The sequence below is a fragment of the Halobacteriovoraceae bacterium genome (assembly GCA_020635115.1).
Taxonomy (GTDB): domain Bacteria; phylum Bdellovibrionota; class Bacteriovoracia; order Bacteriovoracales; family Bacteriovoracaceae; genus JACKAK01.
Map to the genome: position 1 here is coordinate 430,096 of JACKAK010000002.1, position 26,603 is coordinate 456,698.

Below are 26,603 nucleotides of genomic sequence, written 5' to 3' on the forward strand. Positions count from 1 at the left end.
TAGACAGAGGAGAACCAAATGGGAAAGATTATTGGAATCGATTTAGGAACAACAAACTCGTGTGTTGCTGTACTTGAAAATGGCAAGTATAAAATTGTACCAAATGCAGAAGGGCATAACACAACTCCTTCGATTGTAGGGTTTAATAATAATGATGAAAAACTTGTGGGACAAGTTGCAAAGAGACAGGCCGTAACCAATCCTAAGAAAACATTATTTGGGATAAAAAGACTGATTGGAAGAAAAGCAGATTCACCTGAAGCAAAGAAATTTGTTGAAGTTGCGCCTTTTGAAATTTTTGCCAACAAAAATGGAGATGCTTGGGTAAGAGTTGATGGTAAAGAAATGTCTCCACAAGAGATATCGGCAATTGTATTGGGAAAACTAAAAAGTGCAGCGGAAGATTATTTGGGTGAAACGGTTTCTGAGGCCGTTATTACAGTGCCTGCTTACTTTAATGATGCTCAAAGACAGGCCACTAAAGATGCAGGTAGAATTGCAGGTCTTGAAGTAAAAAGAATTATTAATGAGCCAACTGCAGCAGCTCTCGCCTATGGCTTTGAAAGTAAAACAGATAAAAATATAGCTGTTTTTGACCTTGGTGGTGGTACGTTTGATATTTCAATTCTTGAAATTACAAATGAGGGGGTTTTTGAGGTTAAGGCCACAAATGGAGATACATTTTTAGGTGGAGAGAATTTTGACGAAGAAATTATAAATTTTCTTGCAGATGAATTTAAAAAAGACAATGGAATAGATCTCAGAAAAGATGAAATGGCCCTTCAAAGATTAAAAGAAGCTGCCGAGAAAGCTAAACATGAGCTTTCAAATGTGACGACAACAGAGATTAATATTCCATATATTACTGCCGATGCTTCAGGTCCAAAGCACTTGAGATCAGTTCTTTCTCGCGCAAAATTTGAAGATCTCATTTCAAATTATTTGAAAGGTCTTGAAGTACCTTGTAATACATGTATTGAAGATTCTGGTCTTGACCGAAATGAAATTGATGAAGTTATTTTAGTTGGGGGATCAACAAGAATTCCGGCCATTCAAGAGAAAGTAAAGCAAATATTTGGTAAGGATCCTAGTAAAGGAGTTAATCCTGATGAAGTTGTTGCCGCGGGAGCAGCGATTCAGGGTGGTGTATTAGCAGGTGACGTAAAGGATGTCCTTCTTTTGGATGTTACACCACTTTCACTTGGTATTGAAACGCTTGGTAATGCGAGAGATGGAGGAGTAATGACTCCAATCATCGAAAAAAACACTGCGATTCCTACGAAGAGATCTCAGGTATTTTCTACTGCTCAAGATAATCAACCAGCAGTTAGTATTCACGTTCTACAAGGGGAAAGAGAGTTTGCTAAGGACAATAAGACTCTTGGCAGATTTGATTTGACTGGAATTGCCCCGGCCCCAAGAGGTGTTCCACAGATCGAGGTTACTTTCGATATCGATGCAAATGGTATTGTTCATGTTTCAGCAGTTGATAAAGCAACTGGAAAATCTCAAGAGATCAAAATCACAGGTGGTTCAGGTCTATCGGAAGATGAGATCGAACAAATGATTCGAGATGCTGAGCTTAATAAAGAACAGGATAAGAAGCGTCGTGAAGTCGTAGACACTAGAAACTCTTTAGATGGAATGATTGTTGCTTCAGAGAAAATGATTCGAGAGGGTGGGGATAAAATTCCTGCTGATGCAAAAGCTGAGCTAGAAGCAGCTATTTCTGAGGCAAAAAGTAAGCTTGAATCAGAGAGTATCGATGAGCTAAAGGGGGCCACAGATAAACTACAGACTGTTAGCCATAAACTTGCTGAGCAAATGTATGCTGCTGGTGCAGCGCCAGGAGCAGATACAACTGAACAACAACAGTCCAATTCATCAAAAAGTGATAGTAAGAAAGATGAGGATGTTGTAGACGCTGATTTTAAAGAAGTGTAATTTTGTAATATAATTAATTTGAGAGGCCCTAAAAGAGTTAGGGCCTCTTTGTAGATTAAGGGTGTAGATATTATGTCGAAAAGAGATTATTACGAGGTACTTGGTGTTAGTAAAAGTGCCGATAAAAATACCATCAAAAAGGCCTATCGTAAGTTAGCGATGCAGTATCACCCTGATAGAAATCCAGATAATAAAGAGGCCGAGGCAAAATTCAAAGAGGCCTCGGAAGCAGCAGAAATACTTTTAGATGATGATAAAAGAAGAAAGTATGATCAATTCGGTCATGCAGGAGTAAACGGACAGGCCGGTGGTTTCGGTCAAGGTGGATTTTCAGATTTTGGAGATATTTTCTCTGATATTTTTGGAGGTGGATTCGAAGATATTTTTGGCGGAGGTCGACGCAGGGGTGGAAGAAGTCGTGCTAGGGCCGGGTCAGATTTGCAAATGCAATTGAATGTATCGTTTAAGGATGCTGCATTTGGAATTGAGAGAAAAATTGAAATTACAAGAAACATTTCCTGTAAAACGTGTAATGGTAGTGGAGCGAAAGCAGGGAGTAGCCCGGTAAGTTGCGACATGTGCCATGGAACAGGAGAAATTAGAAGGCAACAAGGTTTTTTCACTATGGCCAGCACATGTCCTAAGTGTCATGGTGCGGGAGAGATGATTAAAGATCCTTGTGGTACTTGTCATGGACAGGGTGTAACCAAGAAAAAAGTTGAGTTGGAAGTGTCTATTCCAGCAGGTATTGATCATGGGCAGAGACTTAAGCTCTCTGGTGAAGGTGATGCTGGACAAAATGGTGGCCCTAGTGGTGATTTATATGTTGTTGTGGCCATCGAGGATGATGAATTTTTTCAAAGAGATGGGTTTGATGTTTACTGCAAAGTACCTATTAGTTTTTCACAAGCTGCTCTTGGGGCCGATATTGAGGTTCCAACTTTAGATGGTAAGGTTGAGGTGAAAATTTCAGAGGGCACACAATCTGGGCGGAAAATGCGTTTGAAAGGTAAAGGGATAACAAAGCTAGGTGGTTATGGCAAGGGAGATCAAATAATTGAAGTTCATGTCGAAACTCCTACGAAGCTTAGTTCAGAACAAAGAGAGATTTTCCAAAAACTCTCAGATATGGAACATGTTAAGAGCAATCCAATGTCTAAAGGTTTCTTTGATAAAGTGAGAGATCTTTTCCAATAACAATTATATATTTTTGTTTTTTACAACAGATATAGGAAACAACTGCATATTCAGTTGGAATATACTATCTGGACTGTTGTAAGAATGAACTTTTTCTCTGAAATTATTTTGTATATCTTTAATGTAACTTTTTAATTCACTTATTTTATCAATTGGTATTGGAAGAGTCACACTTGTAATATCTCTTTCGTCCCGGTTGATACGATCAATACTTTCTCGGCCCATATTAATCATATTTTTATGATAGTTTGCAATTGTGTGAGAAGGGACTTCTCCTCTAAAATCTATATGTTGTTGAACGGCACTAACTATTTTTCCGTCTACGCCTCTTTTAATGATACCTAATTTTGTAAGATCAAGAAGTGCCTGTACTGCTTCTGCTACTGAAATGTTTGGTATCAACGTTTTTGCAATCCATTGTGGGTCATCTTGGAAATCGTCTAATAGCGAAAGCTCCCTAATTGCGACATAATACCATTGCGAGTAGTATTTATAAACTTCTTCGACATTTGGATTGTGGAGTCTATACTTTTGATTTTTAATGAGTTTTTTGAGAGCGTTAATTTTTACATCATGTTTTTTGGAATCATTATATTTCATAAGTAAAAGTAGAATTTTAAGTTCAGCTGGATTTAAATTGAATAATTTTGCAATTTCACGAGCACCTCTTGGAGACATGTTTTTTTGGTTTGAAATAATTTTTTGATAGTGATTAGGAGTTGTGTAACCTGTTAGATTTGATAGGCGTCTAAAACTCAGCCTTTTTTCAACAGACATTTTATAGTCAATCAAATCCTTTAGGAAGGCCCTATAGTCTCGATAGTCGTAAATTTGAGGTAATTTTTCCATAAAAACTCCATGAGTGTAGTCTAAATGTATTGTATCATAATTTGATTATTTCGCTATGTATCTTTCTAATATATTGATTTTATTGAGTAAATTCAAATATTGATGTAGTCCAAAAAAATATCAAAAAACACAATTTTATCCAATTTTGACTGAAAATGAGTTTAGAACAAATGTACAGAGAGGACATTATGGATAAACTAATGAACGACAGAATTGAACTATTAAGAAACTTTGAGATTAATAAACAAAAGGTACAAAAAAGGTATTTAAATGTTGAGATTGATTTTGACAAAATTATTGATTTTGCTAGGCTTTGTCCATCTGGGGATAATAGTCAACCATGGAAATTCGAAGTTAGAGAAAATTGCTTGATTGTTACAAATGATAATCAAAGAAGTAACCATGTTTTAAATTACAAGGAAGTAGCAAGTCTATATAGTTTTGGGATGATGTCAGAAATTATTCAAATTGCAGCAAATGATCAGGGATTTTACGCAAACGTTAAATGTACAGATTTTAAAAATCCTACTTTGGAAATAATATTCACAGCAGGGGCATTGAGAGATGAGTTAGTTGATCAAATCAGTAGAAGAGAAGTTGATCGTAGAGAGTATAAGGGTGGAAGTCTGAAAGATAAAGTTTTCCAAGAAATTTTCTTAATGTCATTTCATTATCCCAACGTAGAAGTATCGTATGCAGACAATGAAAATATTGATGTAAAAAAGTATATTGAAAAAAATGACTATAAGTTTGCATATTGGAAAACAGGATTTATGCAGACTTTGAGATGGATGAAATTCTCAAAAGAAGACTTAGAGCAAAGAGATGGACTTCCTTGGAGAAATTTAGGTCTGAAGTTTATAGATATGCTGATTTTAAAAACAATGAGAAAGTTTAATCCTATTTACGATTTTATGTCTGCACTAAAAATGTGGGCCCCTGCAAAGCTTGTGGCACGTAGACAAGTAAATTCAGCTGCTGGATTTATTTTGATTTCACTTAAGGATTATAAAGATGAAACAGTTTTTAATGCAGGTAGATTCTTTATGAGAGCATGGCTTAAATTGACAGAAGTAGATTATAAAGTTCAGCCTCATACAGCAGGATCTTTGCCAATGTACTATTTAAGTAGATTTGAAGAATTCTTTGATTTTATACCTTCAAATATGGCCAAGCATTACTGGAATCAACGCGGAGTTCTAAATAAAATATTTAGAAGTAAAGGTTACCCATTTTTTCTTTTAAGAGTAGGAAAAAATAATCAATTACCACAAAATATGAAGGCCCCAAGATTGAATATTGAAGAGATTAAGGGCTAAGTAAAGTTGAACAACTTGGATATTTTTTGATATTATTCCCAGACGAAGGGGAATAAATGAAAAAAAGAACCATAATAATACTAATGATGTGCAGTGTCTTTTTCTGGCAAGGGTGTGGAAGTATTTCTGTAATCAACCGCCCTAAAGAGGAAATTTATTCGGCCGAGTTTCTAGCAAAAATAAATGAAATTAAAGAGATTTATAAGGGCGGAAATTTAGAATTAGCGAGGCAAAAATTGCTCTCTTTAAAGGAAGAAACTCTCATACCGGTTGAACGTGCAAAAAGAAGGACTCTTTTGGGGGTCATACTTTACTCTCAAAAGAATTATGAGCAAGCAATTTTTAATTTTAACTTAGCTGTACCAGACTCTATACAAGATTTGGAGCTTACAGCATCAATATATCTTAATTTGGCCAGTTCATATTACAAGATTGGCTTTGTCCAGCAAGCGTATGACTCTTTAAGTTTAGCAAACGAACAAAATCTTAAACGGCCAGAGTTAAGTAAATTCTACAAATTAGAAATAAAATTAACAGATGAATTGGGTAAAGAAAGAGAAAAAACGTTAGCGCTCATTAATTATCTTTCAGATAAAAAAAACTCAACAGAGTTAAAGTCGGAACATTTTTTTGATCAATTAATGGGAAGTTTTTTCAAATTAGAAACTTCTCAAAAATTAAATATATTCAATGATTTCGGAGATAAAAACTATTTTGTGGTTGGTTATCTTGCATTTTTGCAAGTTGAAAAATTTTATTATTCTTCCCAAAAACAGGATGCAAGAAATCTTTTAGATTGGATCGAAGATCGCTATGGATCTACTGCAGAACTTAAAAATCTTGTTTCGTCCTTTAAGTTTAAAATTGAAAATTACGCCAAGATGAATCCTTCAGCGATTGGTGTTGTTTTGCCTTTATCAGGTGATAAGCAGTTATTAGGTAAACGATCTTTAATAGGAATTGATAGCAAAATTAAACAACTTGGGGCCAAAGGGCAACGATACAGTCTTTATATCGAAGACAGTCGTGGAGAACCGTCTGTAGGGGCACATATCGTAAAAAAACTTATTGATGCTTATCAGGTTTCAGTTATCGTAGGCGGGTTGTTTTCAGACGAGGCAACAGATGAGTACCTGGAGGCCAAAAAGCATGGAGTATTATTTGTTTCACTTTCACAAATCTATTTGCCCAAAGAGCAGAAGGATCACCTTTTGATTGAAATACCAGGATCTGTTGAGTCACAAATTAAGCGTTTGTTTACAGATGATGTTCTCAATACTTTTGGTAGGAGGGCCGCCATTGTTTATCCAAAGGGAAACAGGGGAAAGGCCTACATTGATGAATTTTGGCGAGTCGCCAAAGAGAAGGGAGTAGCGGTTAATGGTGTATTAGAGTATTCTAAAGAGTTAACTGACTACCGAGAGCCAATAAAAGGTTTACTAGGCCTAAAGTATCCACGGGAAAGACAAGAAGAGGAAGATCTTCTAAAGGAGATTTATGAGCTTGAAGGCCATCGCTCTACAAGAAGACTGCAAATATTGAGACCTGATATTAGTTTTGATTGGGTCTTTGTTCCAGCGTTTCCAAATGAGGCCTTACAAATATTGCCTTCTTTTAATTATCTTGATGCCTTTAACATGAATCTTATTGGAGGCCCTAGTTGGAGATCGCAATCACTAGCGAAAGAAAGTTTCAAACTTGGAAAGCTTTATATGATTGGTGATAGTGTCGAAAAAATTAACTCGGAGTTTTTTGATAGTTTCTATAATTTGTATAAATTAAAACCCAAATTGATTGAAGTGAGAGCGTTTAATTCCTTAGAAATAGTTCACAGTATTTTGAATAAGAATTCATTTGTTTCAAGAGATGATCTAGATATATATCTTAAAAGTAAAAAAGAATTATCAGGTATCACTGGTAAGTGGTTCTTGAGTGATGGTGTATGGATGAAAGAGTTAGTACCCTTAAAACTTAGGGCCGGACGCATCGAAAATGTTGATCTTAGTTTATATTCAGAGGGTGGAATTAAGGAAAAACCGTGATGGACACGGTTTTATTTTTTAGCAGCTTCGATTCTTTTTTTGATTCTAGCTTTTAATTTTGCCTGACTTTTGCGACGTCTCATTTTCAGCTCAGTTTTTTTTCTGCCTCTACCCATTAGATTTCCTTTGTTAGTCAATTTGATTCGTGCATCATATAGGTGAGGATCTTTATTGACAAGTATTTGGTAAAGATGACATTGAAATAATGCTATGTGTTTATTTGCCTAGAATGAGCTCTTTTATTCAGCCAGTTTTTTTAATGCAAATCCTTGTCAAGAAAAGCGGCCAAGTGATAGATTCTATGGGGATAAATTAATTTATAAGCAATCGTATATGTTTAAAGGTGCGGAAATTGCCTGAAATAATGGATAAGACAACTAAAAAAAAGAATGTTTCAACTAAGAAGCTATCTAAGAGTAAAGCTGCGAAGCGTACATCAGCAAAAGAAGATTTATTGTATGAGTTTGGCGACATACACCCCTTGAAAGCAAAACTTAAGGGCCAGAGAATTCATGGCAATGAAGAAAAAAAACGAATAGCGATTGACATGCTTGAGCGGTATACGGGACACGATTTAAAAGACTTCCAAAAGCAGGTTATACTTACAAATTTTCATTATTATGTAGAAAGATTCAACGAACTTTTAAAGGACTCGCATTATACAGAAGGTTCGGCGTTTAAGGCCTCCAGTTCACAAAAGGCCAGAGTTACAATAATTGAGTTTGGAGTTGGTTCTGCGATGGCAGCACTCATTATTGAACTTCTTGCTGTTGTTGAACCCAAAGCGGTTTTATTTCTAGGTCTTTGTGGTTCGGTGCACCACTCTTTAAAAGTTGGTGATTTTATTTTACCAATTGCTTCAATAAGGGCAGAAAGTGTTTCTGAGCATTTTTTACCCAGGCAGGTACCTGCCCTTCCTACTTTTAAAATTCAAAAATTTGTTTCTCAAATACTAGTGGAAAATGGCCACGAGTATCGAACAGGAACGATACACTCTACAGATTACAGATTTTGGGAGTTTGATGAAACTTTTAAAGAAAATCTCATTTTGGAAAGAGTTTTGGCGGTAGAGATGGAAACTGCAGCGTTGTTTACTACAGGTTTTGTTTCCAAAGTGAATGTTGGGGCTTTACTTTTAGTTTCTGATTGTCCTTTTAAAAAGGATGGAATTAAGACAAAGGCCTCTGCAAAAAAAGTTTTTCAACAATACACAGATATACACATTGAGCTAGGTATTGAGGCCATGGCCGACATAGCGGAACGTGGTGAGAGAATAAGACATTACACATGGTAAAAAGGATTAAATATGTTTAAGAAGTTTCTTGATTGGTTTTCAAATGACTTGGCCATAGATTTAGGAACTGCAAATACTTTAGTTTATGCTAAGGACAGAGGAATAGTTGTAAATGAACCATCGGTTGTAGCTGTTCATCAAGGCCCTAAAGGTGTTAATCAAGTTTTGGCCGTAGGATTGGAGGCCAAGCAAATGCTAGGTAGAACTCCTGGTTCAATTAAGGCCATTAGGCCTATGAAAGATGGGGTTATTGCTGATTTTGAAGTTACGCAAAGAATGATTCGATATTTTATAAAAAAATCAATTGGAGAATCAAAATTAGTAAAGCCTAGAATTATCATCTGTATTCCTTTTGGTATAACTCAAGTTGAAAAAAGAGCAGTAAAAGAATCTGCAGAACAGGCAGGAGCAAGAGAAGTTTATCTGATTGAAGAACCCATGGCCGCTGCAATTGGTGCTGGTTTGCCTATAACTGAGCCCTCTGGAAATATGATTGTCGATATCGGTGGAGGGACGACTGAGGTTGCAGTAATTTCACTGGGAGGGATAGTCTTTTCTATGTCTGAGAGAGTTGCTGGGGATAAATTTGATGATGCAATTACTTCATATATTAAGAAAAAATATTCTCTTTTGATTGGAGAAAGAACAGCAGAGGCGATTAAAATCAACATAGGAAATGCATATCCATTTGATGATGAAGTAAAAGTTCACGAAGTCAAAGGAAGAGATTTGATTGCAGGTGCTCCAAAAATTATTGAAGTAACTTCAGATGAAATTAGGGATGCATTGTCTGATCCGGTGAATGAAGTTGTAGAAGCGATTAAAATAGCACTTGAAAAAACACCTCCTGAGTTGGCAGCAGATATAGTAGACAACGGAATAATTTTAGCAGGTGGAGGATCGTTACTTGCAAATTTAGATGTTTTGATTAAAGAAAAAACAGGACTACCGGTTGCTCTTGCTGAAGATCCATTAACATGTGTAGTGAAAGGTTGTGGAAAAGCACTTGAGAACATTTCACTATTAAGACAAGTAACAACTCTTTCTTAATAGGAACTCTTTTTCAAGGAAGTGAATTGGATAGTTCTTGGGCAAAAAAGAATTTTGTAAAACAGAATGAGAATGAAATTCGCAGTAAGTTTAATATTGCCATAAGTCAAAAAATTCAGATTACATTTTGGAGTGATATTTTTAAACCTATAGTAGATACGGTTAAAGTATCTGACTTTAATAAAAAAGATTTAACTTTAGAAATGGACAGTTTTGAAGAAGATGAAGAACTTAAGTTTATTTTCAAAATAAATTCACTTGCTTTTTTTGGAATATTGAAGAGAGTAAAAGACTCGAGGAAGTTCAAAATTGAGAAATTTTTCAAATATGAACAAAGATTAGGACAACGCGCTTTGCTTTACCCTCATCAAAAAATATATATAAGTCTAAAAAAGACAGAAGAAAAGTTAAGTAATGTTATTCCTTTGAAAAAAGGAGATGATCAAGAAACACAGTTTTTATTAAAGTACTTAAAAGAAAATAATCTCAATGAACAACTAGAAAGAGTAGTGGATGCAAATTTTAATGGGATTTCATTTTTTTTGGGAAAAACGAGGTCTGTCAGTTTAGAAGTCGGAGAGAATATTGCTTTTGATCTCATCGAAAATAGGCAAGTAGTAAATACTTTTACTGGTGAGATTATTTATAAAGAAGTTATCGAAAAATTTAGTCCTTCAAATCTTGATATTATAAAAGTTGGTGTGAAATTATCGGGCCAAGATTCCTTAAAAGAGTATATTGAAAAATATATAGATGAAAAACAAGAAGAGTTTGAACTCAAAGATATTTTTCAAAGGCATGTTTTGTCAAACACCTCTTCTTAGAGGACGTAGTCTCATGGAGGTACAGGATGAAATTTAGTATTCTGATTTTTTCAATTTTCTTTACGAGTTGTTCCTTGTTTGCACCTTCCATTGAGGTCGAAATAAAAAAAGAATCAGAAATTTACAAATTAATTGATAATGACGGAGAATTTTATATTAACAGAAACTCTGGGTTTATTAAAAAAGATCAATTTGTTGTAAAACGTTTGGTTAGGGGTTCTTTACAAAAGAGCGAGGATAATATCCTCGAAAAAAGTGTTTCAATCTCTAAAAAATCAAAACTAAATAATAGTGTTCCAATACTTATGCCACTAAAATCGCAGTTTACTGTTTGGTTTGAACAAAAACAGTACACCACCTCAATGAACTTTGATAATGAAAAAAGGGTTTTAGAACTTGAATTACAGAGTCCAGAAAAGCATTGGCAGGGGAAAAGAATAATTGATTTTCCCAAAGACAAGACAGTCTATTGTTTTTTTTCACAGTTGGTTGAGTGTGTAAAATACTCAACATTTATACACCGCTCATTGAAGGAAAAAACAGGGAGCATGAATTTTTATGTTATCTGGGATGGTTTTCCTTATTTTCAAGAACAGTATCTCAATATTCCCGACGAAGTATTTTCAAGGGGGCAATTTATATTTGATGGAACAAATTCTGTAGGACAATACAGATTTACATTGGAAGTCGCTGGCCAATCGATATTTTATCTATTCGATAAGGAACTAAACATCGAAAAAGTATTTTGGATTTCACAGGGATACACTCTTTCAAAGTATCAAATTAAATCTGATATCAATTAAGTTGACTTGATATTCTACAATTTTAGGCCAAAATAGTAAGTTAGAGAGGAAGAAAAGATGAAAGATTTAGGTCAATTATTTATTTCAGGTTTATCAGGACTCCAGTTAAATGAGGAAGAGGCCAGTTTCATTAAGAATGAAAATCTTGGAGGAATAATTCTTTTTTCTCACAATTATGATTCTCCTGCTCAGCTGGCCGAACTTGTTAATAGTATTCAGTCTCTTCGAGGAGAAAATCCGTTATTTATTTGTGTTGACTACGAAGGCGGAAGAGTTCAGCGATTTAAAAATGGCTTTACTCGTATTCCAAGTATGCAAAAAATAGCAGTTTCAGGGTCTCCAAAGTTTTGCTACGAACTACATTCTTTAATGGCAAAAGAACTGAGTGCTTGCGGAATTAACGTCAATTTTGCTCCTTGCTGTGATATTCTTGTTAATCCAAAAAATCAAGTTATTGGAGACCGATCATTTTCAGATCAAGAAGAGGTCGTGACAAAATTTATTTCATCGGCCATCAGAGGGCTTCATACATATAATATACAGTCTTGTGCTAAACATTTCCCTGGACATGGAGCAACTACAAAAGATTCGCATTATGATTTGCCTTACGTGAAAACGCCACTCGAAGTGATAAAAAGCAGAGAACTAAAACCTTTTGTTAAAGCAGTTAAGTCCCGAGTAACTTTTGTCATGATGGCCCATATTGTAGTTGATGCAATTGATGAAAATCTTCCGTGTTCCCTTTCTCCAAATGCTTATGAAATTGTTAGAAAAGACCTTAGGTTTACAAAATTAACTGTTACCGATGATATGAATATGAAAGCTATAACTGATCATTTTGGACAGATAGAAGCAGCGCAAAAGGCACTTAGTGCAGGAGCAGATCTTTTAATCTATAGAGATCTCGCATCTTGTAAAAGTGTCTATTTGAATTTAAAAAAAGCAGTTGAAAATATCCCTGATAAGTCACTTTTTCTAAGTAAATTTAGTCGGATTGCAAGTATAAAGAGAGAAATTTTTAAAGACTACAAACCTTTATATATTCCCAAAATTCCTGAAAACATGAAAAAAGACGAATTTGCAGCATTGATTGAAAAGCTTGATGAAATAAATCGGACATAGTCAATAATATTAGAAGTATTTACCGTCTCTTAACTACATGAGCATTGATTTGTTATTCTATAGTGGGAGAACTGTGTGAATATAATTAAATATCTATGTCCAGCTTTGTTTCTTTTTCAATCGGTCTTTGCTCAGGAAGACAGTGGATTATTTAAAATGGATCTATCCATTTTTGATGGTCGAATTTTATTTTGGGGATCAATTATTTTAACTGGAATTGCGGTTGCAATTATCACAATTACTTTTTTCAATGAAGAGAGTGAATTTCAAGTTGCAGAAAAAATCGAAGAAGTGGGTGAAAAAGCAAAAGGTTCTAAAGAAGAATTTTTGATTAAATACACTCGTCCTTTTTTCAGAAGATACTTTACACCGATTGTTCAATCAATGAAAAAAAAGAAACAAATTCGTGAAAAGTATAAGCGACCTCTGGCCAGTGCAGGGTTAACAAATAGTATTACACCTGAAGACTTTTACGCAATGAAGTTGTTTTTGATCATTGGTTTTCCAATATTATTTCTGGGACTTCGTGCCTTTTTGGAAGAACAATGGCCATTATCTATTATTCCAATATTATCTGTTGTTGGATTTATTTTCCCTGATAAATGGTTAGAAAGTAAGGCCCTGAGAAGAAACCAAGAAATCAATAGGGCCATGCCTTTTTGTGTCGATATGATGGCCCTATCTGTAGAGGCCGGACTAGACTATATTGCAGCGATGACTAAAGTTGCCGAAAAAGCAAATCCTTCACCATTAGTAGATGAATTTGAAATTGTAATTAAAGATTTAAGAGTTGGCGCAAGTCGATCAGAGGCCTTAAGAAATATGGCATGGAGAGTAGATATGATCCAAATATCATCTTTTGTTGCAACGTTGATAGCCGCAGATAGTGTTGGTGCCTCAATTCCTGATATTTTGAAAAAGCTTTCAAAAGAAATAAGAGAAAAAAGATCTGCAGATGCAGAGAAGGCCGGAGCGACGGCAGCAACTAAAATAATTTTCCCAATGATGTTTCTGATCGCTCCTGCAGTTTTTATTGTTATTGCGGCACCAATGGCCGTTGATATGATTAATTCAGGTGCGCAATAATGGAAGAAACTCTAGTATATAATTCGAATACAATTGCAAAAAAAGTAAAAAGGGCCACAAGTGCATTTGATAGAATGATTGGACTTATGTTCTCAAGAAAAATGAACGACTTTGATTGTCTTTATCTCTCTCCTTGTACATCAATACATACTTTTTTCATGAAGTATGAAATTGATGTTATTTTTTGTGATAAAAACAATATTGTTTTGAAAGTTTATAGAAATCTCAAACCTTGGAGGATTACTCCTATTTTTTTTAGATCTAAATTTGTATTGGAGTTAATGGGGGGTACTGTTCCTTATGATCTTAAAAACGGAGAGAAGTTGGAGTTTAAATGTATAAACTAGTCGCAGTTGGTGGGAAAATTCGAGGTGAAGAGTTTATTCTCAAGGAAGGAGAAAACATTGTGGGTCGTGATCCTAGTTGTGATGTTGCAATTCCTGTCACTGGTATATCAAAAAGACATATCTCCATTACAGTAAAAGGAGAGGCCCCAATTTATATAAAAGATCTTGGTAGTTCGAATGGAACATTTGTAAATAAAAAACTAATCAGAGAGACCTCCCTTAAAAATGGAGATCGCTTGACTCTACCAGATGTGATCTTTCAAGTAGTGTTCGTTAAAGAAGAAAAAGTTATTGTTAAAAAATATAAAGAAGTTGAAGAAGATGATCTTCACGATCTTCTTGATGGGGGATTACCTCCAGATAATTTTGTAGCGAAAATAAAATACTATTTCAAATATAAGATTATGAAGCCAATTTATGGTTTTAATGAAGAGTTTGAATATAGTGCTCTCATGGGGATTTTGCTATTTATTTTTATCATTGTTACAATAACACTAACAATATTTCCGGTATTAGAAACAACTAAAAAACTACTTGAATATGAAACTTCACAGAGAGGGAAACAATATGTTCAAGAAATTTCAAGACTTAATACCAACGCCCTCGAAGCAAAAGCTCTAGATCAAGTTAACACAGCTTTCATGAAAAACGCCCCAGGGGTTGAGTCATATGAACTATTTGATTTAGAAGGAAGAATCGTTAGACCAATAGCTCAAAAAAATAAATATATTGGAGATCCCTTTTCTGTAAAATCAATGGAAATTTTTCGAAATTCTAGCAGAAAATTTTATTATGAAAAATTGGGAGATGGAATTCATGGCATTGCTCAGCGAATTGAAGCTCTCAATAGAAAAGTTAATGCCTATGAAACAGTGGGAATAATTGCAATTAAATTTGCACCAAAATCACTTGAAATTCAGGCAAAAACAAATTCGGGAGCATATTTACAAGCATTAGCTACATCAATATTAGTCGCAATGATCTTTTTTGGAATGATTTACTATATGACTGTAAGACATTTCGATGAATTCATGGTGCAACTTGAGGAATGTATGCGAGGCAAGAGGAAAGAGTTACAATCAAGTTTACTTTGGGCAGAATTTCTTCCACTCAGAAATACAATTAATTCTCTTCTTTCTAGAAATCGTGAACTTATGGCCGAACAAGGAGATGATAGTTTTGTTGAAATGGAACCGGAAGGTCCATATCTCGATATATGCTCTGAACTTATGCGAGGTTCAGGTGTTGCTACTATGGTTTTAAATTCAGAAAAATTATTATTTAAAATAAATAACCAAGGAGAGGAATTACTTTCTTTTAGACAAGATGATTCCTCAGGACAACCTATATTAGATATTTGTAGAGATAAAGGAATTGCTGCAACTTTGCTTGGTGTTGCTGAAAAATCTGAAAATGGACAAGGAACTATGGAAGTTGATCTCTATAAAATGAATGGACGAGAATATAATGTTTTTTGTAAGGCCTTTATTGGAAGAGATAGTTTTCCTAAGGCCTACTATTACACAATGATAAAAGATGATGAGTACTAAGGGTGTACAAGTATTTGATAATTTGAAAGCACCTGATGTTCCAGGTGATTATCATCGTATAGTCTGTATGACGGGAAAATTAAAAGGTCATGTCTACATATTGCATGGCAATCGTTTAATACTTGGACGAGATGAGAAATGTGATATTTATGTAGAAGATGAGAGAAGCTCCAGAGAACATGCAGAACTCGTTCTTATGAATGGAAAATATATTTTGACCGATCTAAAAAGTCAAAATGGTATTGTTGTTAACGATCTTAAAATAAATCAACATACATTGGACATTGGGGATAAAATCATTATTGGTAAAACAGTGTACAGGTATGATCATCTGCATATCGAACCTTTACCTGTTTTAGTAGAAGAAATAGATGAAGTCAAAAATCTAGAAATCAAGCAAGAAGAGGAATTAAAACGAGAAAAAAGAAGAAAAAGAAGAGCTAAATCAAAAACAAAACTTACATCATCAGGTGGTGTAGATAAGAAAAAATTAATCATTCGCTTAGGTATGCTACTTGGAATTTTGGCATTAGTTTTTGCACCTTCAGATGATCAAAATTCTCAAAAGAAAAAAATAGAGGAAGTAAAAACTAAAACTTCAAAAGATGAAGAGAAGAAAAAAGATGATACAGATAAAAAATATGAAGAATATGTAAAAAATTATAGGCCAATCGAAGATCCTGAATTAGAAGCAAGATTAGTGGCCATCATTCACAGAGGAAATAGGGATTTTAGGGAGAGGAACTTTTATCGTGCAATGAAAGAATTTTCTTTGGCCCTTATTATTTCACCAGACCACGCATATGCTTCGTTTTACCTGGCCAAGGCACAAGATGAATTACTCAGAGAAGTTGATCAATTTAAACTCAAAGCTTCAAGTGATTCTGAATCTTTACGCTATGAATCTGCAATTATATCTTATTGTGCTATAATTAAGCTGTTAGAGGATAATCCTGAGAATGAGGATTATAAACAGGCCAAAGAAAAAATAAATAAACTTGAAGTTATGCTTGGAAAGAAAAAAAATGAAACTAAATGTATTAAAAAAGAGGAAGTCAATAAGTAGAAGGCCTATTTTGAGATAAGGAAAGAGATTGTGCAATTAAGTGTTTTTAAAAACAATAGATTGATTGATCAAATAGATCTGTCCAATGAAATTAACACAGATATGGATGGAGAAGGTATCTTTTTTATTGGACGATCAAGTCAATGTCATGTGTATTTAGATGATAAAAAAATCTCCAGAGAACATGCTAAACTTATTCACAGTGGAGCTAAATGGGTTTTAGAAAATTTAACAGAGATAAATCTTTTTTCTGTTAATGGTGAAACGAGAAAAAGATACGAGTTAAAAAATGACGATATAATTTTATTAAATGAATATAAAATCAATGTTGATCTACCCCAAACGATAAAAGATGTTGTAGTAAAAGAAGAAATTGAACTAGATAGAAGTGAAGATAAGAATTCAAGCGTGCCGACCGGAACGATGACAATGGCCATCCCACGTGACTTTGATTTTAAAGATGCTTCCCCTATAGAAGAACAGCAAAAAAAGGAGGATCAGCAATCTTTGAATGATGATGGAACTTTCAATTTTGATAATTCTGGTACTCATAATTTAGAGATTGAAAATAATAATTCTAGTGAGAGTTTTGAAAATGATTATGGTGAAAATAATGGTTTTGGAGATGAATTTGCTGGAAATGAAGATTTTGTAGATGGACAGGAAAATGTAGAGTTTTCAGAAGAACAAGATGGGCTTGAAATGATTGAGTCCCCGGATGATGTATTTTCGGATGATCAAAACCAAGAAGGTTTTGATTTAGTAGATGCTGATAAAACAAATGTCATGTCGGGACTGGTGAATTTCGAGCTTGAAATCTATGGAGAGTTTTCACCATACGATAGATATGTAATTGATAAAGAGACTATAATCATTGGTCGAGATTCTTCGAAAGCAGATCTTGTGATACATGATCCAGATATTTCTGCAGTCCATGCGAAAATAATTAAAACGAATGTCATCTGTATGATTGAAGATCTGAATTCTCACAATGGGACAACTCTCAATGGTAAAAAAATAAATAAAGATATCCTGAAAGTTGGTGATGAAATTGTATTAGGTTCAACCACTTTTACGGTAAGAGTTCAATCTGAAATTCTGGATCTACGTGAAGATCAGTTAATGCCAGTTGAAAAAAACCAAGTTGTTCAAGTTGAAGAAATCATTGAAGTCGATGAAGATGATGAAATAGATGACAAATCATCAGGTAAAGCGAAGGGATCATTCATTGAAAGGATGAAAAATAATCCAGAGGAGAGGAAAAAACTACTCTTCGGGGCAGTTATCCTTCTCGCATTGCTCTTATTTTTGCCAGATGAAAAGAAAGAAGAACCTAAAGTTGTAAAAACACCGAAAGTGGAAAGGCCAAAAGAAGAAAGTAAATGGACCCAAGAAGTGAAAGCTGAATTAGATACCTTATATGAACTTGCAAAAAGAGGTATCGAGGCCAATAATTTGCTCGAGGCACAAAGAAATTTAGATGAAATGAAAAAATATGATCCAAAACTGGAATATAAGAACGCTAGAGATTTAGATTCTCAAATAGAAGATGCACTTGCATTGTTAGCAAAGAAAGAAAGAGATCGCGAAAGAGATAAACTAGAAATTGAAAAAAAGGCCAGAATTAAAGAACTTGAAAAAAAAGCTGAAGAGGCAGTTGCTAAAAAACAATCGACTTTATCGAGAGAACTATTTTCAAAAATTTTAGAAGAGGATCCGGAAAATTTACAAGTAGTTATTTTAAGAAAAGAATTGGAAGATTGGGAACGAAAAGAAAATGAGAAAAAAGTTGAAGAAGCAACTAGAATTGCTGAACGCAAAAGAAAAGTTGATCTGTTTATACCCGTAGAAAAAACATATTTAAAAAAGAATTGGTATCAAGCAGCGATCGAACTTGAAAAATTTACTGAAATTAAAGATATGGATGAAGATCTCTTAATTAAAGCTAATAAATATTTAGAACAATCTAAAAAAGAACTTGAAAACATAGTTAATCCAAGACTTGGCAAGGCCCGTTCGCTAATTGAGGGACAAGACTTAAAAGGTGCTTATGAGATTTTTAAAGAAATTCTCAATTATGAACCAACAAACGTACAGGCCATAACTGAAATGAGTGAAATACGGTCTAAGTTGCATAACCGCTCTAAAAAAGTTTATAGGCAAGCATTGATTTCAGAATCTTTAAGTTTATTTAATGATGCGAAAGAAAAGTTTCAAGAAGTGCAGCAGATTTCACCAAGTGATTCAGAATATTATAAGAAAGCAACATTAAAACTAAAAAATTATTTGGAATAATTATGAATATTGATAGCTATGCAGCGATTACAAATCAGGGTCCTTTTCTCAATTTGAACGAAGATGATATTGAAGTTGACTTGGCCAATGAACTTTATTTAATTTTTGATGGGATTGGAGGCGTTGGGATAGGAGACATATCTGTCCAAGAAGTAAAAAAATATATCTCTACTTTTTTCACAAGAGTTTCTGGTGATCCTGATAGTACTCTTCCTTTTTTTTACAATGAAAAGTTTACGATTGAGGGAAATGCCTTACTAAATGCACTTCACTGTGCTCATATAAAACTTAAAGAATCAAATATTCAAAAAACATATTCGCAAAGAGGAGCTGTGTCTTTGGGAGCGGTGGCCTTATCTGAAAATGTGATTAATGTGGCCTCTGTTGGTAATTGCTGCGTTAAGTTGTACAAAAAAGGTAAAGTAGAAACTCTAATTAGGCCAGATACTTTGAATGATATTTCAAAAGATGATCATCACCACGGAAATTTATCTTGTCCTATGAATGCGTTAGGCCTATTTGATAAACTTCATTTTGAGATGAAAGAAATTAAGGCCGACAAAGGTGATCAGTTGATATTAATGACAGATGGTGTATATAACTATATCGAAAATCAAGAGTTGGTCTTTATTTTGCAAAAAGATGGCCTAAATTTGAAAGAGAAAATAAATGAACTGATGTCTCTGGCCAATTCTCGTGGAAATTTAGACAATCAGTCGTGTATCATTCTTAAATTCTAAACTCACGTTTTTTCATCAATTATTCTTTCCCTTGCTAGGTAATTGACTTTAGGCCAAAATAAAGTACAAGGAGTTTTATGAGTACCAAAGTTCTTGTTGCAGATGATAGTTTAACTATACAAAAAGTCATAAGTATTACACTTTCCACTTTGGATTACGATGTATTAGAGTGCTATGACGATAAGGCATTATTTGATGTTCTTAAAAAAGAAAAATTTGATATAATTCTCCTTGATTTTAATCTATCAGATGAAAGGTCTGTGTATGAAATTTGTGCAGAGATTCGGAAACAGGATAATTCAGTAAAAATAATGGCCATGTTAGGTACTTTTGATTCTGTTGATAGTGATCAGGCCAGTAAGGTTTTTCTTAATGACTATATTGTTAAACCATTTGAGAGTGCAAAGTTCATAAATAAACTTCGTACTTTAACAAGTACTGATGGCCCCATTGAGCAGAATGATGATGTAGAAGAAGATTTAATTTGGGAAGAAAGCTCTCACAATTTTGAACAAAATAAGTTTGATAGTCATTTTTCTGAAGATGAAGACGAAGGTCTTGGAGAATGGCAAGTAGAGACTCCAGGGTTTGGTAAAGAAGGCCTTCATGAAAAAACAGAATCATCGATTAATGATTTAACAGCAATGGGAGTAAACCTTCTAAAACAAGAATTATCTGGCTGGGGAGTTGAAGTACCAGGGGTTATCGGTAAAAATCAAACTGAAGGGATGATTCCGCCCATAATAGATGGGATTGATCCCTTGGAGGCCGATCCTAAAGAAGAAGGCACTGGAATTACAAAATTTGTTCCGCGCACTTCGGTTGAAGATTATGAAGAAAGTGCAATAGAGTTGAAAGATAATGTTTCTCTTGAAGATGAGCTTGGTGAAGTTACAGGCAATATAGATATTTCAGAGATGGATTTAGAAAGTGAACCACAAATGGTTCCTGAAGATGATGATCTGGCCTATCCTGAGCAAAGCGATATTGAAGAAGAAATCGAATTTCAAAATGATGCGGATGATGATTTAGAAGATAGATTAACAGATGATTTAACTACAAAACTCATATCTCTAGATGATTTAAATATTGAAGAGGAAGATAAACTTGTTGAAGACCAGCTTGAAGTCACTGAAGATGAAATAAATTTATCAAGTCTTACTAGTGAATCTAGAAGTGATTTGGTTAGGGATATTGAAGATGAAATTGGCCCAGATGAGTTCTGGGCAACGGATGTGATTACTCCATTAGAAATAGAAGAAAATGATCAAATTTTGGAAGAAATGGAAGAAGAAGAGTTTCAAATTCCTAAGAAACACTTAGAAGAGAGTCTTTCCACTAATTTTTCTAAATCCATAGAAGAAGCACAGAAAGCTCTTGCTGAAATTGAGTCTTCACCGGCACAAAAAATAAGTGATTATGTAAATCCTAGTAGTGAAAGAACAAATGATGATGTCAATTTTAATATCGATAAGGAGTCTTTCAAGAAAAGCTTAAGTTCTCAACAAGGTAATGACTCTATAAATGTTCCGGTTATTGATGAAGAAAAAATAATTTCAAGCTTGAAAGGGTCGCTCAAAGCGATGATCGAAGAAACTGTAAAACAATATTGTTCGGAGAGTATTGAAAAAGTTGCTTGGGAAGTTATTCCAGATCTTGCTGAGAATATTATTAAAAAAGAACTCGATGAAATTGCTCAAAGTGTAAAGTCCTCAGCAGATTCTTAATGTAGCAGAATATATCTTTTTTTGTTCTCCTGATTTATCTTCTAGAACAAGGGCCGCACCACTTTCATCAATGCCTATGAAGGTGCCTTTGAAAGTTTTATTATCTTCGATAATCTCAACTTTTTTATTCATATGAAAGCAATTATGACTAAATAGGGGATAAATTTCATCTGGTGTAAATCTATTGGCAATAAAATATAGATACAGAAGCGCGGTTAAATTTTTTGTATCAATAGGTTCAATTTTTGTTTCAAACAGATTTCCATATTCAAAATCTTTTTTTTCTTTTGGACAAAAGAAGTTCAAACCTATTCCAATAATACATATTCCGTCTACAAAGTGGGAGATAATACCTCCAATTTTTTCACCTTTCTTATTTAGTAAATCGTTTGGCCATTTGAAATAAATTTCTATGTCATATTCTGCCTTGATAAAATCTTTGAGAATAATAGCGCACTCTATTGGTGTGAGTTCAATTTTCTCATTGGGTTGAAGAGTAAAAGAGAAGGCCAGAGAGTTTTTCAAATGTTGCCATGAGTTATTTGATCTTCCAATTCCACTCGTTTGCCTTTCCGTACTGACGAGTGTCATAAGGGAGGGCAATTTTTTAGAGTCTACAAGGTTTTTGAGATAGATCTGAGTTGATTCTACTTCGTTTAAATGTATGTGTTCAAGTTTCATGTTGATTCACCTTGAATAATTTTTTATATTGCACTCAATCAGTTAAATCTAAATCATATGGAGTACAGATGTCTCTTATCAAAAGATCAGTTCCTCGTGAAATAAAATTTACTATAGGGATAAATCCTTATGCTGCAGGAAGTGTGATGGCCGAGTTTGGAAATACAAAAGTTCATATAACGGCCACTGTGGAAGAAGAAGTTCCAAGATTTTTAAAGGGAACAGGTAAAGGATGGGTCACAGCAGAATACAATATGTTGCCAACTTCAACACATGAGAGAATTGGAAGAGAGAGATCAAAAGTTAGTGGACGTACACAGGAAATTCAAAGACTTATAGGTAGGAGTTTGCGTGCAATTGTTAATTTTGAAAAGCTAGGGGAAAGGCAAATTATTATTGATTGTGATGTGATGGTCGCTGATGGTGGAACGAGAACAACATCAATTTCTGGGGCATATATTGCTCTGGCCATTGCAATAAAAGGATTGATGAATCAAGGAAAATTGAAAGAATCACCACTTCTTGAGCCAATTGGTGCGTTGAGTGTGGGGATTGATAAGGAAGGAAAAATAATTGCTGATCTCAATTATGAAGAAGATTCAAGTTGTGAGGCCGATGTAAATATTGTGATGACAAAAAGTGGCAAGTTTGTTGAAGTCCAAGGTACTGCTGAGGGTTTGCCTTTTTCAAGAGATCAACTCAATGCGCTTATCGATTGTTCACAGTTAGCACTTCAAGAGGTTTTCAAAAAGCAAGATGAGATTTTGCGATGAAGTTTTTTTTGGCAAGTTCAAATTCTCATAAGGCGAAAGAATTTGATGATTTGTATAGTGATTCTGTTGTAGAAATAGAAAGTATAAGTGAAAAGATACATGTTGAAGAAACTGGAACGACATTTAATCAAAATGCACTTCTTAAGGCCCAAGCTTATTATGATAAATTTAAAAGGCCTATTATGTCAGATGATTCTGGACTTGTTGTTGATGCCTTACCGAATGAATTAGGAATTTATTCAGCTCGATTTGGTGGAGAAGGTTATGATGACGAAGGGAGGGCAAGGTTACTTTTAAAAAAAATGGAGGGAGTGCCAGACAGCAAAAGAAGTGCTTATTTTTTATGTGTTCTTTGCTTCTATATCAATCCACAGGAGATTTTTTTCTTTGAAGGAAGAGTAAATGGTAAAATTGCTCTTGATTATATTGGAGAAGAAGGATTTGGATATGATCCTGTTTTTATTCCAGATTTAGGACCTGAGGATAAAACGCTTGCTCAACTTCCAAATTGGAAGCTGATACACTCGCACAGGGCAGTTGCCGTGTCTAAGTCAATACAATTTTTTCAGTCGATTAGTTAATTGATATGCTTCCCATGTCTAATTGACGGCCAATCCTTGTAAAGGGCCTGTGTTGAATTAAATTGGCCAAATGAAATACTGCATTACTTTTCAATGAAGATCACAAATGCTAGAACAGAGGCCTTTAATAATCGCTGTAAGCTCGTCCAGAGGCGGGCGTACGGATTTAAGTCGTTTGGTAACTATCGATTAAAGGTTCTAAATGCTTGTTCTTAAAGGCTGAGTGCGGCGTGCTCCACCATGAAGGGATGGGAGTCGAGTCGAATCATCAAAGAGTGGGATTTTAGATGGTCGGAGCGATAGGATTTGAACCTACGACCCCTTGCTCCCAAAGCAAGTGCGCTACCAAACTGCGCTACGCTCCGATAATGTACCTTGAAATCAGATCTCCATGTATATGGGATGAAACCTTAATTGGCAAGTAAAGAATGGCGTAATTTGCTATCCTTCTCTCTTTTATCTAAGGAGTGACAATTATAGGTTTCGTTAAATTTTAGGTAATAAGCGAAGGTGCAACGTATATTTGGCGACTATAATTTGTGTCTAAAATACCCTAAGTTATTGAGACTAAAAGGTTCGAGTAATAATACTTGCTTTTATTTCAAAAAATACTCCAAATCCTGATTAAATAGTCTCAGGCAGAGGATTAAAAGATTTGTCCTGGGTCTTCTATTTGGACGTCCGCACTCTTTGTACGTATTGAAAAGGGATTTGAAAAACTAAAACTATACAAAGGGTATTAAAATGATGTCTGGCCTAGATGTAAAAAAATATTCAATCTTTTTTATTCTTGCTTTTTTTGGTTTGCTAAATTCATGTCAGGTTCAAAATGAAATAAATAGCTCAAAAAAGAAAAAGAATAATGTTTTTTTAACATCAGATGATAATACAGGGAAAAGTCAAGAAGCTGTTCCTGAAGCTCAAAGCATCGATCTTTGGTTAGAGGGCTGTCACCTTCAAATCATTAATATTGATTATGTTCAAGAGTTCAAAAGCGAAATAACTGAAGGCAACTATCCAAGTCCAATAGAACTGTGTGAAGACAGCGAATATAAAACTATGGCACTAGAAGTATATGATGAATTGATTGAAGTATTCTTAGTTGATACTAGTTTACTTTCTATTCAAGATAATGAGCTTATTGAAGATTTAATACAGGAAGCTTTACGAGAAACAGTTTGTACTTATAGACCAAATATTTGTGCTAACTAGGATGTCATGATGAAAACAAATAAGTATTTAAAAGCATTTTCCAAAATTTTTATTTCAATAATACTTATATCTTGTCAGATGCAGGTTGAAAGTAAAAAAAATACGGAATTAACTTTACCAATAAGCAATAAGGAAACTCCTAATCCTGAAGTTGAAAGAAAACTCACAGCAGTTGAGCTTGGACAGCAAGCACTTGAAGTTTGGTATGATGAATGTTTGGGTGAACTTGAACTATCTGTGGGAGACAATTTAATCCAATACTGTGAAGATAATGATTTTACGACTAAAGCTCTCTTATATTACGATGACCTTATTCATTCAGCACAAGACGCTAGTTATTTTGAAGGTCTATCTGATACAGAAATTTCAGTTGCTTTAAGAAGAATAAATGAAAGAGCTGTGGAGGATTCATATTGTTATTACAGAGGAGAGAGATGTATAAATGGTTACCCTGATGGCCCATTTGATCCTATCGAAGCGTTTAAGGATTTTGATCCAAATGATGATGGTGATAATGATGAAGTTGATCCAGATACTGGATATGATGATGAGCAAGATATTACAATAATAATTAATATAATCTTTAACTTCGATTTTGATTCATCCTATGGATCTTGTATTTATACTGATTATTTTGGAGAGACACAAATTATACCTAATGGTGGAACAACTTTGAGAATGGATGGGACAGAGTTGAATTGCATTAACGGTTATTTGATTAGCGATTTTTAGTATTCTTTTTCTCTATATATAAGAATTTATACAACAGGAATGAAAAGTGATGAATTGTATTGACTGCTATCAGATCTGACACTCGGGCATTTTTGATCATTTTACTTTTAACTGTAAGATTTTATCAAAGTGTTCGTTCTTACTTATTTCCTTCTATATTATAACTGCTTTTTCATCAAGCCCCCTTTGCAAATATGATGATAAATTTTTATCATTCCATTTTTTTATCCCCTCATTAAATGTTTCCATTGGAGTTCTTCCATTGCACATCTTACCCTGATGAGTTCTACTATTATTAAATTTATAAATAAATTCATCTAAGTCTGCTTGAAGCTGTTCAAGGGAATTATAAATTTTCTTCCTGAAGGCCACTTGGTAAAACTCATCTAATATCGTCCTATGAAAACGTTCACATATTCCATTAGTTTGTGGGTGTCTTGCTTTGGTTTTTGTGTGATCAATATCTTTTATGGCCAGATAGAGTTGATACTCATGCTCTTCTGCGCGTCCACAAAACTCTGTTCCTCGGTCAGTTAACATTCTTAGTATTGGGACATTTTTTTCATCAAAAAATGGAATTACTTTATCATTTAAAATATCTGCAGCACAAATTGCTGTCTTCATCTGATAAAGTTTTGCAAAAGAGACTTTCGAATATGTATCCACAACCGTTTGTTGATATATTCTTCCAACTCCTTTAATGGTTCCGACATAAAAAGTATCTTGAGAAACTAAATATCCAGGGTGATGAGTCTCAATTTCCCCATGTGCCTCCTTTTCAGTTTCTTTTTTCTCTAATGCTTTAAGCTGTGCCTCTGTTAAAACTTTTCCCTCCTTAGCGACGATTTTTTCAACGTTTTCAAGACGTTTTTTAAAAGTTTCCAAATTGTTTCTAATCCAAATTCCCCTCACTCCGGCACCTGAGATCGAAAGTACTTCGATTTTAGTTCATTAGATGCTCTCGTCTGTCCATACGCAGGTTCATCAAATGCTATTTGAATAACTGCTTTTTCTATCTCTGGTGCTGTACGATTTTTGAAATTCGGTGAATTTCTTGGTTTATCTAAAAGACCTTCAAGTCCACCCGTGGTTTTGGCCTCTTGGTAACGATAAAAGGTATCACGGGAAACTCCCATGATTTTGCACGCCTTACTGATATTATTTAATTCTGCAGCAAGGTTTAAAAGTCCTAGTTTGTTTTGTACTAATTTTGTTGTAACATTGACTGAAGTCATTGAGATCTCCTTTGTTTAATTTTGTTTCTGATAAAATCAAATTATAAAAGTTGATCTCAATGCTTTCAAATGTAAGGATATTTCCTACTTGATTTGTCGGAATGTCAGATATGATGCTTACTTATACAGATGAA

At 34.4% G+C, this 26,603-nt stretch carries 23 protein-coding genes, 1 tRNA gene and 1 pseudogene; 21 read left to right on the forward strand and 4 right to left on the reverse strand.

All coding sequences use genetic code 11. The annotated features are described in order from the left end of the window. Positions 1 to 18: 18 nt before the first annotated feature. Together dnaK and dnaJ are read left to right on the forward strand one after the other, a co-directional pair. The gene (gene dnaK / locus H6622_04385) at positions 19 to 1,944 is read left to right on the forward strand and encodes a molecular chaperone DnaK (protein MCB9060740.1); all 1,926 of its coding nucleotides are present in this window, start codon (positions 19 to 21) and stop codon (positions 1,942 to 1,944) included. Between the two features lie 72 nt (positions 1,945 to 2,016). Then, the gene (gene dnaJ, locus H6622_04390; protein MCB9060741.1) at positions 2,017 to 3,141 is read left to right on the forward strand and encodes a molecular chaperone DnaJ; all 1,125 of its coding nucleotides are present in this window, start codon (positions 2,017 to 2,019) and stop codon (positions 3,139 to 3,141) included. A 3-nt stretch (positions 3,142 to 3,144) separates the two neighbouring features. On the opposite strand, the gene H6622_04395 is transcribed toward dnaJ, so the two are convergent. Then, complete coding sequence (locus tag H6622_04395; GenBank protein MCB9060742.1) at positions 3,145 to 3,990, reverse strand: TIGR02147 family protein; 846 nt, start codon at positions 3,988 to 3,990, stop codon at positions 3,145 to 3,147. Between the two features lie 155 nt (positions 3,991 to 4,145). On the opposite strand from H6622_04395, the gene H6622_04400 reads away from it, so the two are divergent. The 14 genes from H6622_04400 to H6622_04465 all read left to right on the forward strand — a co-directional run bounded on the left by H6622_04400 (position 4,146) and on the right by H6622_04465 (position 21,255). Beyond that, positions 4,146 to 5,309 carry a hypothetical protein gene (locus H6622_04400; protein ID MCB9060743.1) on the forward strand — a complete coding sequence of 388 codons (1,164 nt, stop codon included), beginning with the start codon at positions 4,146 to 4,148 and terminating at the stop codon, positions 5,307 to 5,309. 56 nt (positions 5,310 to 5,365) lie between these two features. Continuing rightward, positions 5,366 to 7,351 carry an ABC transporter substrate-binding protein gene (locus H6622_04405; protein ID MCB9060744.1) on the forward strand — a complete coding sequence of 662 codons (1,986 nt, stop codon included), beginning with the start codon at positions 5,366 to 5,368 and terminating at the stop codon, positions 7,349 to 7,351. Positions 7,352 to 7,703: 352 nt separating this feature from the next. Continuing rightward, positions 7,704 to 8,645: an AMP nucleosidase gene (locus H6622_04410; protein MCB9060745.1), complete on the forward strand. Its 942-nt coding sequence runs from the start codon at positions 7,704 to 7,706 to the stop codon at positions 8,643 to 8,645. Positions 8,646 to 8,657: 12 nt separating this feature from the next. After that, positions 8,658 to 9,695, forward strand: a complete 1,038-nt coding sequence (locus H6622_04415; protein MCB9060746.1) for a rod shape-determining protein — start codon at positions 8,658 to 8,660, stop codon at positions 9,693 to 9,695. Positions 9,696 to 9,721: 26 nt separating this feature from the next. Next, positions 9,722 to 10,519 (forward strand): hypothetical protein, encoded by a 798-nt coding sequence (locus H6622_04420; protein ID MCB9060747.1) that lies wholly within the window; start codon positions 9,722 to 9,724, stop codon positions 10,517 to 10,519. A 26-nt stretch (positions 10,520 to 10,545) separates the two neighbouring features. Further along, positions 10,546 to 11,322 carry a hypothetical protein gene (locus tag H6622_04425; protein ID MCB9060748.1) on the forward strand — a complete coding sequence of 259 codons (777 nt, stop codon included), beginning with the start codon at positions 10,546 to 10,548 and terminating at the stop codon, positions 11,320 to 11,322. Between the two features lie 57 nt (positions 11,323 to 11,379). After that, positions 11,380 to 12,444 (forward strand): beta-N-acetylhexosaminidase, encoded by a 1,065-nt coding sequence (nagZ, locus tag H6622_04430; GenBank protein ID MCB9060749.1) that lies wholly within the window; start codon positions 11,380 to 11,382, stop codon positions 12,442 to 12,444. A 75-nt stretch (positions 12,445 to 12,519) separates the two neighbouring features. Next, positions 12,520 to 13,530 carry a type II secretion system F family protein gene (locus H6622_04435; GenBank protein MCB9060750.1) on the forward strand — a complete coding sequence of 337 codons (1,011 nt, stop codon included), beginning with the start codon at positions 12,520 to 12,522 and terminating at the stop codon, positions 13,528 to 13,530. Beyond that, positions 13,530 to 13,877 (forward strand): DUF192 domain-containing protein, encoded by a 348-nt coding sequence (locus tag H6622_04440; GenBank protein ID MCB9060751.1) that lies wholly within the window; start codon positions 13,530 to 13,532, stop codon positions 13,875 to 13,877. Before H6622_04435 ends, H6622_04440 begins: the two co-directional genes overlap by 1 nt. Then, positions 13,865 to 15,427, forward strand: coding sequence for an FHA domain-containing protein (locus H6622_04445; protein ID MCB9060752.1), 1,563 nt, complete (start codon positions 13,865 to 13,867; stop codon positions 15,425 to 15,427). Before H6622_04440 ends, H6622_04445 begins: the two co-directional genes overlap by 13 nt. Further along, the gene (locus tag H6622_04450) at positions 15,417 to 16,493 is read left to right on the forward strand and encodes an FHA domain-containing protein (GenBank protein MCB9060753.1); all 1,077 of its coding nucleotides are present in this window, start codon (positions 15,417 to 15,419) and stop codon (positions 16,491 to 16,493) included. The genes H6622_04445 and H6622_04450 overlap by 11 nt, the downstream gene beginning before the upstream one ends. Positions 16,494 to 16,523: 30 nt before the next feature. Further along, the gene (locus tag H6622_04455) at positions 16,524 to 18,788 is read left to right on the forward strand and encodes an FHA domain-containing protein (GenBank protein ID MCB9060754.1); all 2,265 of its coding nucleotides are present in this window, start codon (positions 16,524 to 16,526) and stop codon (positions 18,786 to 18,788) included. A 2-nt stretch (positions 18,789 to 18,790) separates the two neighbouring features. After that, positions 18,791 to 19,528: a protein phosphatase 2C domain-containing protein gene (locus tag H6622_04460; GenBank protein ID MCB9060755.1), complete on the forward strand. Its 738-nt coding sequence runs from the start codon at positions 18,791 to 18,793 to the stop codon at positions 19,526 to 19,528. Positions 19,529 to 19,605: 77 nt separating this feature from the next. Continuing rightward, positions 19,606 to 21,255: a response regulator gene (locus H6622_04465; GenBank protein MCB9060756.1), complete on the forward strand. Its 1,650-nt coding sequence runs from the start codon at positions 19,606 to 19,608 to the stop codon at positions 21,253 to 21,255. On the opposite strand, the gene H6622_04470 is transcribed toward H6622_04465, so the two are convergent. Further along, positions 21,241 to 21,936, reverse strand: a complete 696-nt coding sequence (locus H6622_04470) for a biotin--[acetyl-CoA-carboxylase] ligase (protein ID MCB9060757.1) — start codon at positions 21,934 to 21,936, stop codon at positions 21,241 to 21,243. The two genes, H6622_04465 and H6622_04470, sit on opposite strands and share 15 nt — an antisense overlap. 68 nt (positions 21,937 to 22,004) lie before the next feature. On the opposite strand from H6622_04470, the gene rph reads away from it, so the two are divergent. The 3 genes from rph to H6622_04485 all read left to right on the forward strand — a co-directional run bounded on the left by rph (position 22,005) and on the right by H6622_04485 (position 23,506). Then, positions 22,005 to 22,709: a ribonuclease PH gene (gene rph, locus H6622_04475; GenBank protein ID MCB9060758.1), complete on the forward strand. Its 705-nt coding sequence runs from the start codon at positions 22,005 to 22,007 to the stop codon at positions 22,707 to 22,709. Next, the gene (rdgB, locus tag H6622_04480) at positions 22,706 to 23,290 is read left to right on the forward strand and encodes an RdgB/HAM1 family non-canonical purine NTP pyrophosphatase (GenBank protein ID MCB9060759.1); all 585 of its coding nucleotides are present in this window, start codon (positions 22,706 to 22,708) and stop codon (positions 23,288 to 23,290) included. The genes rph and rdgB overlap by 4 nt, the downstream gene beginning before the upstream one ends. A 93-nt stretch (positions 23,291 to 23,383) precedes the next feature. Further along, positions 23,384 to 23,506 (forward strand): transposase, encoded by a 123-nt coding sequence (locus H6622_04485; protein ID MCB9060760.1) that lies wholly within the window; start codon positions 23,384 to 23,386, stop codon positions 23,504 to 23,506. Between the two features lie 72 nt (positions 23,507 to 23,578). Here the strand turns inward: H6622_04485 and H6622_04490 are convergent. Next, positions 23,579 to 23,655, reverse strand: a tRNA-Pro gene (locus H6622_04490). Positions 23,656 to 24,034: 379 nt separating this feature from the next. On the opposite strand from H6622_04490, the gene H6622_04495 reads away from it, so the two are divergent. Next, a complete protein-coding gene (locus tag H6622_04495) occupies positions 24,035 to 24,502 on the forward strand; it encodes a hypothetical protein (GenBank protein ID MCB9060761.1) in 468 nt (155 codons plus the stop codon). 9 nt (positions 24,503 to 24,511) lie between these two features. Beyond that, entirely contained in the window at positions 24,512 to 25,234 is a 723-nt protein-coding gene (locus H6622_04500) for a hypothetical protein (GenBank protein ID MCB9060762.1), read from the forward strand. Positions 25,235 to 25,387: 153 nt separating this feature from the next. On the opposite strand, the pseudogene H6622_04505 reads toward H6622_04500, so the two are convergent. Then, positions 25,388 to 26,469: pseudogene (locus tag H6622_04505) on the reverse strand (IS481 family transposase). Between the last annotated feature and the right edge of the window lie 134 nt (positions 26,470 to 26,603).

Bases quoted from the DNA above. Each gene is read 5' to 3' on its own strand.
- dnaK (MCB9060740.1), top strand. From the start codon at position 19: ATGGGAAAGATTATTGGAATCGATTTAGGAACAACAAACTCGTGTGTT.
- dnaJ (MCB9060741.1), top strand. From the start codon at position 2,017: ATGTCGAAAAGAGATTATTACGAGGTACTTGGTGTTAGTAAAAGTGCC.
- H6622_04395 (MCB9060742.1), bottom strand. From the start codon at position 3,990: ATGGAAAAATTACCTCAAATTTACGACTATCGAGACTATAGGGCCTTC.
- H6622_04400 (MCB9060743.1), top strand. From the start codon at position 4,146: ATGAGTTTAGAACAAATGTACAGAGAGGACATTATGGATAAACTAATG.
- H6622_04405 (MCB9060744.1), top strand. From the start codon at position 5,366: ATGAAAAAAAGAACCATAATAATACTAATGATGTGCAGTGTCTTTTTC.
- H6622_04415 (MCB9060746.1), top strand. From the start codon at position 8,658: ATGTTTAAGAAGTTTCTTGATTGGTTTTCAAATGACTTGGCCATAGAT.
- H6622_04425 (MCB9060748.1), top strand. From the start codon at position 10,546: ATGAAATTTAGTATTCTGATTTTTTCAATTTTCTTTACGAGTTGTTCC.
- nagZ (MCB9060749.1), top strand. From the start codon at position 11,380: ATGAAAGATTTAGGTCAATTATTTATTTCAGGTTTATCAGGACTCCAG.
- H6622_04440 (MCB9060751.1), top strand. From the start codon at position 13,530: ATGGAAGAAACTCTAGTATATAATTCGAATACAATTGCAAAAAAAGTA.
- H6622_04445 (MCB9060752.1), top strand. From the start codon at position 13,865: ATGTATAAACTAGTCGCAGTTGGTGGGAAAATTCGAGGTGAAGAGTTT.
- H6622_04450 (MCB9060753.1), top strand. From the start codon at position 15,417: ATGAGTACTAAGGGTGTACAAGTATTTGATAATTTGAAAGCACCTGAT.
- H6622_04460 (MCB9060755.1), top strand. From the start codon at position 18,791: ATGAATATTGATAGCTATGCAGCGATTACAAATCAGGGTCCTTTTCTC.
- H6622_04465 (MCB9060756.1), top strand. From the start codon at position 19,606: ATGAGTACCAAAGTTCTTGTTGCAGATGATAGTTTAACTATACAAAAA.
- H6622_04470 (MCB9060757.1), bottom strand. From the start codon at position 21,936: ATGAAACTTGAACACATACATTTAAACGAAGTAGAATCAACTCAGATC.
- rph (MCB9060758.1), top strand. From the start codon at position 22,005: ATGTCTCTTATCAAAAGATCAGTTCCTCGTGAAATAAAATTTACTATA.
- rdgB (MCB9060759.1), top strand. From the start codon at position 22,706: ATGAAGTTTTTTTTGGCAAGTTCAAATTCTCATAAGGCGAAAGAATTT.
- H6622_04485 (MCB9060760.1), top strand. From the start codon at position 23,384: ATGAAGATCACAAATGCTAGAACAGAGGCCTTTAATAATCGCTGTAAG.
- H6622_04495 (MCB9060761.1), top strand. From the start codon at position 24,035: ATGATGTCTGGCCTAGATGTAAAAAAATATTCAATCTTTTTTATTCTT.
- H6622_04500 (MCB9060762.1), top strand. From the start codon at position 24,512: ATGAAAACAAATAAGTATTTAAAAGCATTTTCCAAAATTTTTATTTCA.